This is a genomic window from Actinophytocola sp. (assembly GCF_009379765.1).
Lineage (GTDB): Bacteria > Actinomycetota > Actinomycetes > Mycobacteriales > Pseudonocardiaceae > Actinophytocola.
In genome coordinates this window covers 1-14,316 of sequence record NZ_WHTD01000202.1, presented here as the reverse complement: position 1 = coordinate 14,316, position 14,316 = coordinate 1, and the positions used below count along the sequence as shown (strand labels likewise).

20 protein-coding genes and 1 pseudogene are annotated in these 14,316 nt (G+C 69.0%); 8 read left to right on the top strand and 13 right to left on the bottom strand.

The genetic code is table 11. The annotated features are described in order from the left end of the window. Nucleotides 1-1,895 (bottom strand): excinuclease ABC subunit UvrA (gene uvrA, locus GEV28_RS38080; protein WP_291418500.1); only part of this gene is annotated, 1,895 nt, incomplete at its 3' end. A gap of 224 nt (nt 1,896-2,119) precedes the next feature. Between uvrA and GEV28_RS38075 the strand changes: the two genes are divergently transcribed. Beyond that, nucleotides 2,120-2,923: a maleylpyruvate isomerase family mycothiol-dependent enzyme gene (locus tag GEV28_RS38075; protein ID WP_291418498.1), complete on the top strand. Its 804-nt coding sequence runs from the start codon at nt 2,120-2,122 to the stop codon at nt 2,921-2,923. Here the strand turns inward: GEV28_RS38075 and GEV28_RS38070 are convergent. Continuing rightward, nucleotides 2,906-3,457 (bottom strand): DUF1349 domain-containing protein, encoded by a 552-nt coding sequence (locus GEV28_RS38070; protein ID WP_291418496.1) that lies wholly within the window; start codon nt 3,455-3,457, stop codon nt 2,906-2,908. The two genes, GEV28_RS38075 and GEV28_RS38070, sit on opposite strands and share 18 nt — an antisense overlap. Nucleotides 3,458-3,504: 47 nt before the next feature. On the opposite strand from GEV28_RS38070, the gene GEV28_RS38065 reads away from it, so the two are divergent. Beyond that, nucleotides 3,505-4,182, top strand: coding sequence for an MBL fold metallo-hydrolase (locus GEV28_RS38065; RefSeq protein WP_291418494.1), 678 nt, complete (start codon nt 3,505-3,507; stop codon nt 4,180-4,182). 128 nt (nt 4,183-4,310) lie between these two features. Here the strand turns inward: GEV28_RS38065 and GEV28_RS38060 are convergent, their stop codons facing one another. Together GEV28_RS38060 and GEV28_RS38055 are read right to left on the bottom strand one after the other, a co-directional pair. Continuing rightward, nucleotides 4,311-4,715, bottom strand: a complete 405-nt coding sequence (locus GEV28_RS38060; RefSeq protein WP_291418492.1) for a type II toxin-antitoxin system VapC family toxin — start codon at nt 4,713-4,715, stop codon at nt 4,311-4,313. Further along, nucleotides 4,708-4,983, bottom strand: coding sequence for a type II toxin-antitoxin system Phd/YefM family antitoxin (locus tag GEV28_RS38055; protein WP_291418490.1), 276 nt, complete (start codon nt 4,981-4,983; stop codon nt 4,708-4,710). The genes GEV28_RS38060 and GEV28_RS38055 overlap by 8 nt, the downstream gene beginning before the upstream one ends. A 72-nt stretch (nt 4,984-5,055) precedes the next feature. On the opposite strand from GEV28_RS38055, the pseudogene GEV28_RS38050 reads away from it, so the two are divergent. Then, nucleotides 5,056-5,139: pseudogene (locus tag GEV28_RS38050) on the top strand (MBL fold metallo-hydrolase); the annotation flags it as partial. 18 nt (nt 5,140-5,157) lie between these two features. On the opposite strand, the gene GEV28_RS38045 reads toward GEV28_RS38050, so the two are convergent. The 3 genes from GEV28_RS38045 to GEV28_RS38035 form a co-directional block, all read right to left on the bottom strand. Beyond that, nucleotides 5,158-5,376 carry a hypothetical protein gene (locus GEV28_RS38045; RefSeq protein ID WP_291418488.1) on the bottom strand — a complete coding sequence of 73 codons (219 nt, stop codon included), beginning with the start codon at nt 5,374-5,376 and terminating at the stop codon, nt 5,158-5,160. Nucleotides 5,377-5,443: 67 nt separating this feature from the next. After that, on the bottom strand, nt 5,444-6,325 hold the full coding sequence (locus tag GEV28_RS38040; RefSeq protein ID WP_291418486.1) for an alpha/beta hydrolase: 882 nt from the start codon (nt 6,323-6,325) through the stop codon (nt 5,444-5,446). A 23-nt stretch (nt 6,326-6,348) separates the two neighbouring features. Then, nucleotides 6,349-7,182, bottom strand: coding sequence for an MBL fold metallo-hydrolase (locus GEV28_RS38035; protein WP_291418484.1), 834 nt, complete (start codon nt 7,180-7,182; stop codon nt 6,349-6,351). A gap of 88 nt (nt 7,183-7,270) precedes the next feature. Here GEV28_RS38035 and GEV28_RS38030 point away from each other — a divergent pair, with 88 nt between their 5' ends. Next, the gene (locus GEV28_RS38030) at nt 7,271-7,651 is read left to right on the top strand and encodes a helix-turn-helix domain-containing protein (protein WP_291418482.1); all 381 of its coding nucleotides are present in this window, start codon (nt 7,271-7,273) and stop codon (nt 7,649-7,651) included. Between the two features lie 572 nt (nt 7,652-8,223). Here the strand turns inward: GEV28_RS38030 and GEV28_RS38025 are convergent. After that, entirely contained in the window at nt 8,224-8,517 is a 294-nt protein-coding gene (locus GEV28_RS38025; protein WP_291418480.1) for a hypothetical protein, read from the bottom strand. Between the two features lie 66 nt (nt 8,518-8,583). On the opposite strand from GEV28_RS38025, the gene GEV28_RS38020 reads away from it, so the two are divergent. From GEV28_RS38020 to GEV28_RS38010, 3 genes are all read left to right on the top strand, one after another. Next, nucleotides 8,584-9,132 carry a helix-turn-helix transcriptional regulator gene (locus tag GEV28_RS38020; protein ID WP_291418479.1) on the top strand — a complete coding sequence of 183 codons (549 nt, stop codon included), beginning with the start codon at nt 8,584-8,586 and terminating at the stop codon, nt 9,130-9,132. A 56-nt stretch (nt 9,133-9,188) separates the two neighbouring features. Continuing rightward, entirely contained in the window at nt 9,189-10,076 is an 888-nt protein-coding gene (locus GEV28_RS38015; RefSeq protein ID WP_291418478.1) for a hypothetical protein, read from the top strand. A gap of 240 nt (nt 10,077-10,316) precedes the next feature. Then, nucleotides 10,317-10,520 carry a cold-shock protein gene (locus tag GEV28_RS38010; RefSeq protein ID WP_291418475.1) on the top strand — a complete coding sequence of 68 codons (204 nt, stop codon included), beginning with the start codon at nt 10,317-10,319 and terminating at the stop codon, nt 10,518-10,520. 53 nt (nt 10,521-10,573) lie between these two features. Here GEV28_RS38010 and GEV28_RS38005 read toward each other — a convergent pair whose 3' ends face one another. Next, entirely contained in the window at nt 10,574-11,080 is a 507-nt protein-coding gene (locus tag GEV28_RS38005) for a DoxX family membrane protein (protein WP_291418473.1), read from the bottom strand. Between the two features lie 92 nt (nt 11,081-11,172). Between GEV28_RS38005 and rnhA the strand changes: the two genes are divergently transcribed. Then, nucleotides 11,173-11,634 carry a ribonuclease HI gene (gene rnhA / locus GEV28_RS38000; RefSeq protein ID WP_291418504.1) on the top strand — a complete coding sequence of 154 codons (462 nt, stop codon included), beginning with the start codon at nt 11,173-11,175 and terminating at the stop codon, nt 11,632-11,634. Between the two features lie 7 nt (nt 11,635-11,641). On the opposite strand, the gene GEV28_RS37995 is transcribed toward rnhA, so the two are convergent. The 4 genes from GEV28_RS37995 to GEV28_RS37980 all read right to left on the bottom strand — a co-directional run bounded on the left by GEV28_RS37995 (nt 11,642) and on the right by GEV28_RS37980 (nt 13,892). Continuing rightward, nucleotides 11,642-12,001 (bottom strand): nuclear transport factor 2 family protein, encoded by a 360-nt coding sequence (locus GEV28_RS37995; protein WP_291418471.1) that lies wholly within the window; start codon nt 11,999-12,001, stop codon nt 11,642-11,644. A gap of 208 nt (nt 12,002-12,209) precedes the next feature. Further along, nucleotides 12,210-12,956 carry a hypothetical protein gene (locus tag GEV28_RS37990; RefSeq protein WP_291418469.1) on the bottom strand — a complete coding sequence of 249 codons (747 nt, stop codon included), beginning with the start codon at nt 12,954-12,956 and terminating at the stop codon, nt 12,210-12,212. A 58-nt stretch (nt 12,957-13,014) separates the two neighbouring features. Then, a complete protein-coding gene (locus tag GEV28_RS37985; RefSeq protein WP_291418502.1) occupies nt 13,015-13,347 on the bottom strand; it encodes a hypothetical protein in 333 nt (110 codons plus the stop codon). Further along, a complete protein-coding gene (locus GEV28_RS37980; protein WP_291418468.1) occupies nt 13,347-13,892 on the bottom strand; it encodes a WhiB family transcriptional regulator in 546 nt (181 codons plus the stop codon). Before GEV28_RS37980 ends, GEV28_RS37985 begins: the two co-directional genes overlap by 1 nt. Between the last annotated feature and the right edge of the window lie 424 nt (nt 13,893-14,316).

The window sequence follows — 14,316 nt, the reverse complement described above, 5'->3', positions numbered from 1 at the left end:
TGCTCCCGCGCGCCGACCACGGTCAGCTGGCGTTTGCGGCCGGCCGGCCGGCGAATCGCCGGGACCGGGATCTCGATCCGGCCCGACAGGTACGCCCCGGTCAGCGACTCCTTGTTCTTCAACAGCGTCGCGAATGATCCACTGTGGACGATGTGGCCGCCGTGCTCCCCCGCGCCGGGACCGATGTCGACGACCCAGTCCGACGCGCGGATGGTGTCCTCGTCGTGCTCCACCACGATCAGCGTGTTGCCGAGGTCGCGCAGCCTGGACAGTGTCGCCATCAGCCGGTGGTTGTCCCGCTGGTGCAGCCCGATCGACGGCTCGTCCAACACGTAGAGCACGCCGACCAGCCCGGACCCGATCTGGGTCGCCAACCGGATCCGCTGCGCCTCGCCGCCGGACAGCGTGCCCGACGCCCGGTCCAGCGACAGGTAGTCCAGCCCGACGTCGAGCAGGAACCTCAGCCTGGCCTGGATCTCCTTGAGCACCGCGCCGGCGATGATCGTCTCGCGGCGACCGAGCGTCATGCCGTTGAGGAACTCCGCGCACTCCGCGATCGACAGCGCCGACACCTCGGCGATCGACCGCGCGCCGTGCTTCTTGTGCTCGAGGGTGACCGCGAGGATCTCGGGCTTGAGCCGGGTGCCCTGACACGCAGGGCAGGGCACCTCCCGCATGTAGCCCTCGTACTTCTCCCGCATGAACTCGGACTCGGTCTGCTCCTGGCGCCGCTCGAGGAACGGGATGACGCCCTCGTAGTTGGCGTAGTAGGAACGCTCGCGGCCGTAGCGGTTGCGGTAGCGGACGTGCACCTGGTCCGATGTGCCGTGCAGCACGGCCTTCTGCGCCTTGGCCGGCAGCTTGCGCCACGGCGTGTCCATCCGGAACCCGATCGACTCCGCGAGCGAGGACAGCAGCCGAATGAAGTACTCGGCGGTCTGCCCGCCCGCCCACGGCGCGATCGCGCCGTCCCCGAGGCTCAGCTCGTCGTCGGGGACGATCAGCTCCGGGTCGACCTCCTTGCGGGTGCCGATGCCGGTGCACACCTGGCAGGCGCCGTACGGGGAGTTGAACGAGAACGACCGCGGCTCGAGGTCCTCGATGGCGAGCGGGTGGCCGTTGGGGCAGGCCAGGTTCTCGGAGAAGCCGCGAATGCGCGCCGGGTCGTTGTCGGGGAGGTCGACGAACTCCAGCTCGACCAGGCCGTCGGCCAGGCGCAGCGCCGTCTCGACCGAGTCGGTGAGCCGGCGCTTGGACGACGCCTTGACCGACAGCCGGTCGATGACGACGGCGATGTCGTGCTTCTCCTGCTTCTTGAGCTTGGGCGGCTCGGTGAGCGGGTAGACCGCCCCGTCGATCCTCGCGCGCGAGTAGCCCTGCGACTGCAGCGAGGAGAACAGGTCGATGTACTCGCCCTTGCGACCGCGGATGACCGGCGCGAGCACCTGGAAGCGGAGGCCGTCCTCCATCGCCATGACCTGGTCGACGATCTGCTGCGGGGTCTGCTTGCTGATGGGCTCGCCGCATTGCGGGCAGTGCGGCTTGCCGGCGCGGGCGAACAGGAGGCGGAGGTAGTCGTAGACCTCGGTGATGGTGCCGACGGTGGACCGCGGGTTGCGGCTGGTCGACTTCTGGTCGATGGACACCGCGGGCGAGAGGCCCTCGATAAAGTCGACGTCGGGCTTGTCCATCTGGCCGAGGAACTGCCTGGCGTAGGCCGACAGCGACTCGACGTACCTGCGTTGGCCCTCGGCGAAGATCGTGTCGAAGGCAAGGCTCGACTTGCCGGATCCCGAGAGCCCGGTGAACACGATCATGCTGTTGCGGGGCAGGTCGAGATCCACGCCGCGCAGGTTGTGCTCCCTGGCACCGCGAACAACGAGGCGGTCAGCCACTGAAGTCCCTTCGAAGTTGCTCCTGGACCGGCCACGTGCAGGTCAGACGGCGTCCACCGACCAGGTCCACACGGCCGAGCCCATGCTAGGACGGGGCACCGACAATTTCTGCGGCGCACGTCCGAGGTGGGCGGCTACCCCAGGTGGGCGATGCTCACCTAGGCTGGTGTGACCAGGTCTGGTGCAAAGCCCATTCTGAACTACCGACTCGCGGGGATGGCGGTATGACTGGCTCCAGCATCTCATCAGAATCGTCCGTGCGGCCCGACGGCGTACCCGAACAGCGTCGAGCGAACGAACGGTCGGCGGTGGCCGAGGCCATGCGGTGCCTCGCCGACGTCCGTGCGGTCACCGAGACGCTGTACGAAGCCGTCGGGGAGCTGGACGACGGACGGATGCACGAGCCGAGCCGGCTGCCCGGGTGGTCGCGCGCGCACGTGATCACGCATCTCGCCCGCAACGCCGACGGGTTCGTGAACCTGCTCACCTGGGCGCGGACCGGCGTCGAGCATGCGATGTACCCCAGCACCGCCGACCGCGACGCGGACATCGAGGAGGGCGCCGTCCGGTTGGCCCAGGTCGTGCACGAGGACCTGCGCGCCGCCAGCGACCGGTTCGCGGTGGCGAGCGACCGGCTGTCGGACTCGCAGTGGCTGGCCACGGTCGCCGGGCGGGCGTCGATGGTGTTCCCCGCAGCCGACATCCCGACGATGCGGCTGTTCGAGCTGTGGGTGCACATGATCGATCTCGACGTCTCGGTCGGGTTCGACGACATTCCGGACGCGCAGTTCGAAGGTCTGCTGGGGTACGCCGTGTCGCGGCTCGACGGGCGGCCGGACGGGCCGTCGGTGCACCTGACGGTGGCGATGCCGGACGGGTCGCAGCGGGCGTGGGACCTCGTCGGCGGGTCCGACGGGGACGTGCGTCAGGTGTCGGGTTCCGCCGCGCCGGTGATCGCGTGGCTCACCGGCCGCGGGGATGGTGCCGATCTCGACGGGGACGTGCCGGCGCTACCCGCCTGGGGTTAGGTTCACGTCGGTGAACGTTGTGGTGAAGCCCTTTCCGGTCGGGGACGCCGCCACGACGCCGGCGGTCACCGGTGTGCCCGGAGGCAGGTAGGCGAGCCGGAGCAGGGTCGTCGGTTCCGCGCCGTCGAGGCCGTAGGCGATGGTGACGGTGTCGCCCGTGCGCTCGGCCTTGATCGTCACACTGCGCGGGTTCGGTACCGGGGCCACCGACCAGTCGGAGAACTCCCTCGTCACGACGGCGGAGATCTGCTGGTGGCCGTCGACGAGCTCGATGCCGCTCTTGATCCAGTTCCGCTCGTCCGCGCGGATCGCGATGCCCGCCTGGTCGTACTGGTCGCGGTAGTCGCCCCGGAAGGTGGCGGTGAGGGTCCAGTCACCGTCGAGCTCCGTGCCGAGGATGTGGCCGGTGTCGCGGACGAAGCCGTAGTGGGTGGTGCGCCAGAAGTCGGTGTCCGGGTCGGTGGTGATCGTCACCGTGTCGCCCTCGGCGGTCCACGTGGTGGGTTCGTTGAACCAGCGCCAGCCCGTGATCATGCCGGCCATGCTGTCAGCCGGCCGGTTCGGCGCGCTAGGGTCGCGCCGTGGATGTTGTCGAGGACTACAGCGGTCACGTCGAGCCCGGCGGCCCAGCCGCGCGACGCACGTCGGACGCGCTGACGATCACCAAGATCTCCGTCGGCCCGATGGACAACAACGCCTACCTGTTGGTGTGCCGGTCGACCCAGGAGGCGCTGCTGATCGACGCGGCGAACGACCCGGAGCGCCTGTCGGACCTCATCGGCCACGACGACAACCGCCCGACCCTGCGCACCATCGTGACCACGCACCAGCACCAGGACCACTGGGGCGCCCTCGGCGCCGTCGCCGGCGCCTACGGCGCGAACACGATCGCCCACTCGCTCGACGCCGGCCCACTCCCCGTGCCGCCCGACCGCTTCGTCGACCACGGCGACACCATCGAGGTCGGCGACTGCGTCCTCGAGGTGATCCACCTGCGCGGCCACACCCCGGGCTCGGTGGCCCTGCTGTACCGCGACCCGGCGGGCCACGGCCACCTGTTCACGGGCGACTCCCTGTTCCCCGGCGGTCCTGGGCGGACAACACGTCCGGAGGACTTCACCAGCCTGATGAACGACCTGGAGTCGCGCGTCTTCGACAAGCTGCCCGACGACACGTGGTTCTACCCGGGTCATGGGGACGACTCCACGCTCGGCGAAGAGCGCCCGAAGCTCGCCGAGTGGAGGCAGCGCGGTTGGTGACCCAGCATGCTCCGGACAGCCGCCGCGAGACGCCGTGACCTTCTGGAAGCGGATCTGATCAACACCGGTGATCGATTGTGGTTCGCTGCCAACGCGCCGGGCTGCTGAGCGGGGTCGGGGCTGGTGGTTCACACGGACACCACTGTCACCAGGTCGTCGAGTCCCGCGAAGTCGTCGATGTTTCGGGTGTAGAGCGGGAGATCCCGCGATGACGCGATGGCCGCGATCATCAGGTCCATCCTGCGTGGCTTCGGGTCTCGCTTCGCGGCGATCGTCAGGGCGACGAGACTGCCGTACCGGCTGGCCGCGTCACCATCGAAGGGCAATGGGTCGAAGTCGACGATGGCGGCGCCGAGCACCTCGGTCCGCGCCGCCCTCACGATCGCGCTCCTGGCCATCGCCACACCCTGATGCAGTTCGGCCACGGTGATCGCCGTGATCTCCGGAACCGCCGGCAAGGACTCCGGGTTGAGTTGACCAAGATCGATGTACGCGCAGGTGTCCAGGACGCCTGACTCCGGCCGGTCAGCCACCGACACGCTCCCACGGGTCATCGTCACCGACGCGATCCTCACCGAGCAGGTCCTCGGCCTCCTGCCGCATACGCGCGTAGTCGACCCGGGGAAGCTTTCGATGCCGCTCCACCAGTTCTTCGGCGCTCAGTCGCCGGCGACGAGACAACGGACGCAGCTCGGCGACCGCGACACCGTTGCGGGTGACGTGATAAGTCTCGCCCGCCTCCACCGAATCCATGACCGCGGCGGAGTTGTTCCGAAACTCACGTTGGCTGATGACCTTCACGTCCCGATGGTAGCCCCACGTAGCTCATCGCGCTACGGTCCCTTTTCCGTGTTCACCGGCAATCCGCGGTTCTGGTTCTACCCAGGCCACGGTTATGGCTCCGCCCTGGGCGCGGAACGCCCGAAACTCCCGGAGTGGCGCGAGCGCGGCTGGTGATCGTTTCGGGCGGCTTCGTCAGCGGTTCGTGGAAGCGGCCGTCAACTGCCTGCGCTGACGGTCTTGGCCACAGCCTGCCTCGTCGCCGTGTCGCCGCGGCGGATGGGCGTTGTAGTCCACCCCACGTTTCTTGCGGCCGTACACCTCGACATCGGTGGCATCGAGATCGATCGTCGCCGACCGACACAACCGCGTCCGCCGCGCTACTGGTATCCGCTCCAGCACCCGCTCACTCACCCGAGCCAAACCAGCTTCCACGTCTGTCCACTGTGTATCAGTCACAGGCGTCGCGAAGTCGACGACATCAGGTGCCAAGATGCTTTCGCAGGAAGTCCGCGGTGACCTGCACGGCCTCGGTGACGTAGGGTTCCTGGTCGTAGAGGTCGATGTGGACGGTCGTGTCCAGCCAGCGGATCTCCTTCACTCCTGGTGTGCGCTCGTGCAGCTCGCGCGCGAGTTCCGGCGAGCAGTAGGCATCGGCCTTTCCGTGCACGACGAGCAACGGCGTCGAGCCGAGCAGGTCGGCCGCACCGAGCGCGTCGAAGGTCAGCAGCGAGTGCAGCGACCCCCTGGTGACCTCGTTGCGCCAGTACGGCGACGCCGACCGGTCGGTGCCGTAGTAGGCGTAGGGCTCCTCGCCGGTCATCGCCGCCTCACCGCCGTCTGCCGCAACCGCGGGTAGGTACTCGTCGCCGCGATCCATAAGGCCGGCGAGCGCGGCGCGGTAGCCGCCGATGCCCATGTCCGCGACGAACCGCGTGGGGCTGTTGTACGCGCCCGCGATCCCGGCCACCGCCCGCACTCTGGCATCCGTTGCCGCGGCGCGCACGGCGTAGCCGCCGCCCAGGCACACGCCGACCAGCCCGATCCGTTCGTGATCGACCTCCGGCCGCCCGGCCAGCACGCCCACCGCCGCCCGCAGGTCGGCAAGCTTTCCCTGGGTGTCCTCGTGCTGACGGCGACCGCCGCTCTCGCCGAATCCCCGGTGGTCGAAGGCGAGGGTGACCAGCCCAGCCTCGGCAATGCGGCGGGCGTAGCTGCCGACCACCTGCTCTTTCACGCCGGTGAACGGGCCGGTAAGCGCGACCGCGGCCAACGCCCGCTCTCCTGGTGGCACACGAAGCTGGCCGACCAACTCAATACCTTCGCTGTCCAAAGTGATCCGTTCGGTGTGGACAGTTGTCACCCCATACTCCTCCTTGGAAATGGTCACGATCCGGCTGCCGCCAGCTCCGCGGCGACCGCGTCCGCGCCGAGGCCGACGAGCCAGCCGAGCGCGGCACCCGGCAGGTAACCGCTCATGATCTCGGTCAGCTCCGCCTTCTGGTCAGGAGTGAGGCTCGGCGCCTCCGCGGACAGCCGCCGTACCGCCTCCCGGTACATCAGCAGGTATTGCCGCTGGCGGGTCAGCATGGCGGTCCCATCCGAAGCCCTGCCGTGGCCCGGATACAGCGGCAGTCCGGACAACTCACCGGTCACCCGCTCCAGGACAGCCAGCCACGCCGCAGAATGTCCGTCCGCGGTGTAGGAGTGCAACCCGTTGAAGGCGAGGTCGCCGATGAACGCGGCGCGCTGGGCGCCGGCCTCCACCAGCAGGTAGGAGTCGGCGTCGCTCTCCGCGGGGCCGAGGTCATGGATGTGCACCCGTAGTCCGGCCACCTCGACGGTGCCGCCACCGGCCAACGTCTGGTCGGGTACCCGGAACCGGTCCGGCCACTGCTCGCCGTAGGTCGGCTGCCACTGTTCCCGTTTGGCGGCCGCGGTCTCCTCGATCGTCTTCGCGACCGCGGTGGTGGCGTGCACCGGCACGTCCTCGCCGACGACATAGGGCAGGCCGTTGAAGTGGTCGGGATGCGGATGCGTTACGAAGGCGGCCAACACCGGCTTGCCCAGCGCCGCGATCCTGGCCGCCAGCGCCCGGGCATCTGCGACCAGCAGGTTGGCGTCCACCAGCAGCACGCCGTCCGCGGTCTCCAGTAGGTAGCTGTTGACGCAGATGCCTTTTTCGGCCGCGGTGTAGGTGTGCACCGTAAACTCGGTCATGGCGTGGACACTATGTGCAGCGTCGGCGGTTCACGAGAAGGCACTTTGAGGTTCCCTTTCACCACGCTGATCGACCCCAGGAGGTCCGGTGGCATTCGTCATTCCTGACGTCATCGCGCAGGACTGCGCCACCCGGCAAGCGCTGGAACGCCTGGCCACGAAATGGGGGGTGCTGCTGATCTACGCACTGCTGGCCGGACCGCAACGGCATGCCGAGCTGCGCCGCCGGCTCCCCGGCATCACGCAGAAGGTGCTCACCGAAACACTGCGCGGCATGGAGACGGACGGCCTGGTGCGACGAAGGGTTCTCAAGCACACCGCGCCCAAGCACGTCGAGTACGCCCTCACTGAGCTCGGCCAGACCCTGCGGGAACCGCTGACCGCGATCTGTGAGTGGGCCATACAGGCGGCGAACGTCTCGGAGCGGCCGGCGGTGACGAGACCCGCGCACCGTGCTCCCGTGAGCTGAGGCCACGCACCCGCGTGAACAGGGGAATTGGCGACAGTCGAATTCGCGACTGTGGCAGGCGCTGACCGGTGGGTGGAGCTGGTCAAGGCGGTGCCGGGATCGAGCCTTGAGGTCGACGCGCTGGACCTCAGCGGTCTCACGCTGCGTTCGCGGGACCGCGTGCACGTCTGACCCGAATCCGCCTTTAGTGCGGTGACACGGGGCTGTAGATGGTGATGGGTGCCGCTCTGGCCTGGGATGATGTTGGTTGCGACGCCACTTTTCATCTCGTGGGAGAGGACACCTATCAGGTGGGCTGAGTATGCGGTGGGATCCGGGAACGTCGGCAGGTGCGGGTCGGCGCGCCGGATCCGACCTCGACGCGGGTGTCGGGGATGGCTGCGGTCACCGAGTTGGGTGACCGGCTGGGGTGGTGGGCGCGGCGACGAAGGTGAACACGGCGGCGAGGACGGGCGTGACGACCGCCGTACCAACCGGACCGAACACGGACCAGAAGGTCATCTCTCGGCTCGCTCTTCTCGCCTCGCGCGCAGGGCATCCTGGTCCCTTGCTCGCCGGCAGCGGTCCCGGCGTTACGCCGGTTCCTGGTCGGCGGGTTCGAGGATTCTCGTGTGCACGGATCCGACCAGGGCCGGGGCGTTCTCGGTGGAGGGCCATACCTTCTCGCGGAGGAAGTCGAGGAAGCGGGTTGCCTCCGTGACGGTGTCGAAGTCGAGGTCGATCACCACGTAGTCGGGGTCGTCTACGGGGCGTTGGACGCGCTGGTGCCGCACCCCGGACCGGGCCCGGACCTCGGCGAAGCGGCCGAACGCCGCCTTCCAGGCGTCGTAGCTCACGATGGCGTGTTCGATGTGCAGTGTCGGCATTGGACGAACGTACGAGCCGGCCGCCGGCCGGCAACATCCCAGGTTTCTGGGGTCTACGCTCGGCAGGTGATCGGTCCAGCGGTGGCGTGGGAGCGCGTCGTGCGGAGGTGCGCGGCGGCCACGGACGCGCGGGCGCTGCGCCTCTCGGTGCTCGACGAGCTCCGCCGGGCGATCGGCTTCGACGCCTACGCCTGGCTGCTCACCGATCCCGAGACCACCGTCGGCTGCGCGCCGGTCCCGGCCGGCGCCTACAACGTCGCCGCGCAGCTGGTGGCGGTCGAGGCGGGCGTCGACCAGCACCCGCCGGTCGCGCGCGTGCACCTGTCCGACGGGCTGTGGGTGACCCTGCGCACCGCCCGCCTCGGCACGGACATCGCGGTCACCATCGAGGAGACGTCGCCTGCCGCGCGAGTGTCGCTGTTCACCAGGGCGTTCGGGCTCAGCGCCCGGGAGACGGAGCTGCTCGGCCACCTGGTGCGCGGGTCCGACACCCGCGCGGTCGCCGCCCGGATGTTCCTGTCCGAGCACACCGTCCAGGACCATCTCAAGTCGATCTTCGCCAAGACCTCCGCGCGCAGCCGCCGAACCCTCCTGGCCCGCGTGCTCGGCGTGTGACCCGCGGTGTCCGATTCGTTCAAGACCGGCGCGCGCGGCTTCGCCAGGATGGTGGCGTGACTGTAGACATCGCCGCGGCGACATCCTTCCTGGCGACCCATGGCCGCCTCCTCGACCGGCGGCTGCTCGCTCTGCAGCTGGGCGAGGCCGACCCGAGCGCCGCGCTGGCCGCGGTCGACGGCTACCGCAACCCGGACGGCGGCTACGGCTGGGGACTCGAGCCCGACCTGCGTGCGCCGGAGAGCCAGCCGGGCGGGGCGCTGCACGCGTTCGAGGTCTTCGAGGACGTCGCCCCCGCCACGACACCGCACGCCGCCGAGCTGTGCGACTGGTTGGCGACGGTCACGCTGCCGGACGGCGGGCTCCCGTTCGCGCTTCCGGTCGCCGACCCCGCCGGCTGCGCGCCGTTCTGGGCGGAGGCCGACCCGTCGGTGTCCACGTTGCAGAGCACGGCGTTCGTCGCGGGCACCGCGCTGCGGGTCGCCGCGCACGACCCGGCCGTCGCGGCGCATCCGTGGCTGGCGACGGCCACCCGGTACTGCCTGGACGCGATCGCGGCCGCCACCACCGCGCCGCCCGCGATCGAGCTGTGCTTCGCGATCCGGTTCCTCGACGCGGCCCACGACACCCACCCCGCGGCGGCCGAGCTGCTCGACCACCTGGGCACCTTCATCCCGGACGACGGCCTGGTACCCGTCACCGGCGGCGCCGACGACGAGTGGATGCGCCCGCTCGACTTCGCCCCCACCCCGGACCGCCCGGCACGGAAGCTGTTCTCGCAGAAGGTGATCGACGTGGACCTGCGCCGCCTGGCCGACCGCCAACAGGACGACGGCGGCTGGCACGTCGACTTCGCGAGCTACTCACCGGCCGCCACCCTCGACTGGCGCGGCTACATGACCGTGCGCGCCATGTCGATCCTCCGCCATAACTCCGCCGGCTGACCCCGCGACCCGCCCGTGACGCCACCCGTTCGTGTGGTCACGGCTCGTGAGTGGGGGCGTGGGGTGCGTGGTAGGCTTTTCATGGTCGTTAGTTTTGTGTTCGTGTGTTACTGCGCTCGCGAAACATTTGTCGCGGGCGCGTTTTCCTTCCAGGTTTGGTCGGACCAAGGCCCCGTTACAGACAGCCCGGCCTTCCGCACCTGCGGTGGGTCGCATCCGCCACCTGTTGAAGGAGACAATATGGCTCAGGGCACCGTGAAGTGGTTCAACTCCGAGAAGGGCTTCGGCTTCATCGCGCCCGAGGACGGCGGCCCCGACGTCTTCGTGCACTACTCGGAGATCCAGGGCGGCGGCTTCAAGTCGCTCGACGAGAACCAGCGCGTGCAGTTCGAGGTCGGCCAGGGCCAGAAGGGCCCGCAGGCCACCGGCGTCACCCTGATCTGACGCAGACGCGAGAAACCGGCAGGCTCCCGCGCGGGGCCTGCCGGTTTCCTGTGTCAGCCCGGCATGATCGAGCGGACCGAGTCGGCCGCGTCCTGGACCTTCTCGGTCGCCTTGCGGGCGGCTCGCTTCGTTCGCCAGGCCACCGACGGCTTGCCGTGGGTGTCGGACGCCGCCAGCATCAGGCCGCCCAGCAGGCCCAGGTTCTTGAGGAAGTGGACCTGCTGCGCCGCGCGCTCCTGCGGGTCCTCGTACTCCCAGTAGCGGTGGGCCGCCGCGGTCGTCGGGACCAGGCTGCCGGCGAGCAGCAGGGCCGCGAGCCGCGGGAACCTGCCCAGGCCGAGCGCGGTCCCGGCGCCGATCTTGACCGCCGCGTCGAGCTTCACCAGGGACTCCGGGTCGGTGGGGAGCTGGGCGGGCAGCTTGTCCCGCACCCGACCGACCGTCCTGTCGAGCACGGGCTCGGCGGCCTGGATGTGCGGCTTGGGGTTGCGCAGCGTCTCGATGCCACCGGACACGAAGATGGCCGCCAGCAGCGGGCGAGCGACCCGGCGCAAGATCATCGGGAGGACCTCCTCAGTACGTCCGTCGACGACCGGGTACCCGGTCCGCGGCCGTTACACGCGGATAGGGTCATCGCGTGGTGGACGACACGATGGCCGTGGCCATTCATACCGACGGGGCGTGCAGTGGCAATCCCGGGCCCGGGGGCTGGGGCGCGGTCCTCAAGTACGGCCGCCACGAGCGGGAGATGTGCGGCGGCGAGGCGACGACCACCACCAACAACCGGATGGAGCTCACCGCACCGATCCAGGCGCTGGAGAGCCTCACCCGGCCGAGCACGGTCGACCTCTACACGGACAGCACCTACGTGCGCAACGGCATCCTGCAGTGGCTGCCCAAGTGGAAGACCAACGGCTGGCAGACCCAGGGCAAGACGCCCGTGAAGAACGCCGACCTCTGGCGCAGGCTCGACGCCGCCACGCAACATCACGAGGTGCGGTGGCACTGGGTCAAGGGCCACGCCGGCAACGTGGACAACGAGCGCGCCGATCGCCTCGCGGTCAAGGGGATGCACGAGGCGATCGCGGCCGGGCAGCGCACACCGCTCGGCTGACGGGCGGTCAGCCCGTCGGGACCTCGGGGCGGTCGATGATCCGCAGCCAGGTGCCGTCCGGCTCACGGCGGGCCACCTGGACCCGGCCGCCCTTGTCGTCGGCGGAACGGGTCGATGTCAACGCGAGGTCGCCGTAGCGGACGGTCGGCAGCGGGGGCTCGGTCGGGAACGGCAGCGGCACGTGCTCCAGCATCCGCTCGAACACCGCGCGGACCGCCTCCCTACCCACCGTCGACGCGCCCGGCGGGTAGGCCATCACCGCGTCGGGCGCGTACAGCTCGGCCATCCCCGCCGCGTCGCGTTCGTTGGCGCGCTCGACGAACAGCCTTGTCAGGTCCTCTGGTTCGGTAGCCCGGTTCTTGGTCACGGCTCCACCGCTCGAGTTCTTCGTCGCCGTGGCCAGGGTACTTCTAGTACACACTTGGACTCATGGGAGCTTCGCAGCCGCTTCGTGAGCGGGGTCGGACACTCATCGAGTGCGACCCTGACCAGCTAGTTTGGGTCCTGTCGGCCCGTGAGTCCAGGGTTACGCCGGGGCGGGACGCGCCGGGTGAAGGTCAAGGTTGACTATCAGCTCAGTGACCTTCGTGCGTTTGTGAGCAAGATCGGCGGGCGGATCGATCGGGAGGTACCCCCCGCGAACACCCGGTGACCCGCCGGACCCATGCCGGGGTGATCTCCACCCCCGGTGACCAGGCCCGACGCGCAACGGTCAGGTACTCGGCGAACGTCTTACGCCGAACCGGTCGCCGCGCCGATTCATGAACGCCCGCCGTGCCGGCCGTCGAAGTCGTGAACGCCGCGCTGCGCTCGGCGGCTTCCGTGAACGCCGCGTGCACGGCCTCGGTCAGCTTGTCCCGCAGATCGGTCACGGCCTCGGCGGCGACGAACACGACCAGCGGCGCCACCGAGTGCAGCACGACACCCGCAGGCGAGCCGGCCGCCCATGTGTTCATGAGATACGTGGCCGCGAGCGTGAACCACTTCGCCCGCCGCACCCACGGCCCTGCCTGCACCTGGTATCGGGCGGTCACCTGTTCCGCGCGCAGGATCGCCAACAGCACTACCGACACGGTGGGGTCCAGTAGCCAGGCGGCCAGCCAGGGCAGCGACCAGGCCCGTGAGCCGGCGGCGGCGAAGGTCTGGACGTTGGTCATGGTGAACGCCAGCCCGAGCACGATCCCGGCCCAGCACAACCGGTCGACCTGTGTACGGACCTTCTCCACCCGCAGCGCCACCACGTCCGGGTGGGTCTGGTACGCGCGCAGCTCGGCGGCCTCGGCCGCGTCCTGCGCAAGCTTCTGCGCCCGGGTGAGCGGCACGTGTCGCGCGTCCTGCGGGCCGGGCGACCGGCCGGAACCGGCAGCCCGTGCTGTGTGGTCATCGGCGACCACCCCACTTGCGGGGCGTGTCCACTGTGGTCACCGTCAATGCCCGCGTGAGCGTGTAGGAGGCGAAGAGCGCCGGCAGGCCCAGCACCGCGAGGAGCACCCACGGATTCCCGTCCGGGCGCGTGATCACCAGCCACTGCACCCCGACAATCAGGCCCGTGGTGAACAGCACCCGCCCGAAAAGCGATAGCAACCGCGCCCCAGACCGTGCCGCAGCAGTAGCGGCGCGCGCCCGGCGCACACTCGCCCGCCACACCATCACCAGCGTCAGCAACACGCCGAGACTGGCGAACACCTGGGTCGGAGTCAGCTCGAAGGCCATCATGGCTGGCCCCCGTCCCGACGATCCGTCCACGACAGGAACACGCGGCGTCGGTCCTCGGTGTCCAGCAGCCCCCACACACCGTCCGTGGCGTAGCCGGCGGTGCGTAGTTCGTGCTCCAGGCACTCAGCCGCGACCGGGCACACGGCGCAGATGTCCGCGACCATCGCCCGATCGATCCGATCATCTCCCGACCATTCCGGGGCGTCCTGGGCCGCGTAGATCCACTGGCACAACCCATGCCGTACGACCGCGTTGCGTAGTGCTTCGGTCACCACGTCGACGAACTGGTCGAGGTCGGCCGCGACGTTTTCGTAGAACTCCTCTTCGTAGTTCACGGCGACGCCTCCCCCTCGGGAGTCGTCGTCATCCGCGAGATGAGCCAGTGCGTGCGCCGGAATCAACATGCGACCCTGACGCCGCACAACCGGCAGCAGCCCGATCCGGATGGCCCGGCAAACGCGCGAGTTGTCAACACCGAGAAGCCACGCCACCTCCGAGATGGAAAGCAAATCTTCCGAACAGGCAGAAATAGTGTTCTTCATTGCTGTTGGATCCTTACTCTTGGCTGCGACTCGCGTGGTTTGCGAGCTGCTGCCTCAAGTAACGGCGCAGCGCGAAGAAACAACTATGTCGACCTGGGAATACAAATATTCCTCGATAGAATCTCCGCAGGCCAGGCACAAGTAGGTGCTGCCGGATATTCTGAGAAAGAATGTTCGGCGGCCTCTATATCCCAGCCGAGAATGTTGATCTACTCGGGCGACGTGCGGAGCCGGTCACGCTGTTCCTCCCGCACCTGCCGCATGGACGTGCCGTGCTGTCAGCGGGCTAGCCTCGGTCTTTCACGCCGCTGATGGATGATCTTGCGTTCGATTTGTTGATCTTGTTGGTGGTGTTGGCGTGTATGGGCGTGTTCGCTCCGCCGACCTGCGGTGTGCCGGCTGTGTCGAGGGCCTTTCGGGTTGT

Bases quoted from the DNA above. Each gene is read 5' to 3' on its own strand.
- GEV28_RS38075 (WP_291418498.1), top strand. From the start codon at position 2,120: ATGACTGGCTCCAGCATCTCATCAGAATCGTCCGTGCGGCCCGACGGC.
- GEV28_RS38070 (WP_291418496.1), bottom strand. From the start codon at position 3,457: ATGATCACGGGCTGGCGCTGGTTCAACGAACCCACCACGTGGACCGCC.
- GEV28_RS38035 (WP_291418484.1), bottom strand. From the start codon at position 7,182: ATGACCGAGTTTACGGTGCACACCTACACCGCGGCCGAAAAAGGCATC.
- GEV28_RS38025 (WP_291418480.1), bottom strand. From the start codon at position 8,517: ATGCCGACACTGCACATCGAACACGCCATCGTGAGCTACGACGCCTGG.
- GEV28_RS38010 (WP_291418475.1), top strand. From the start codon at position 10,317: ATGGCTCAGGGCACCGTGAAGTGGTTCAACTCCGAGAAGGGCTTCGGC.
- GEV28_RS38005 (WP_291418473.1), bottom strand. From the start codon at position 11,080: ATGATCTTGCGCCGGGTCGCTCGCCCGCTGCTGGCGGCCATCTTCGTG.
- rnhA (WP_291418504.1), top strand. From the start codon at position 11,173: ATGGCCGTGGCCATTCATACCGACGGGGCGTGCAGTGGCAATCCCGGG.
- GEV28_RS37985 (WP_291418502.1), bottom strand. From the start codon at position 13,347: ATGGCCTTCGAGCTGACTCCGACCCAGGTGTTCGCCAGTCTCGGCGTG.
- GEV28_RS37980 (WP_291418468.1), bottom strand. From the start codon at position 13,892: ATGAAGAACACTATTTCTGCCTGTTCGGAAGATTTGCTTTCCATCTCG.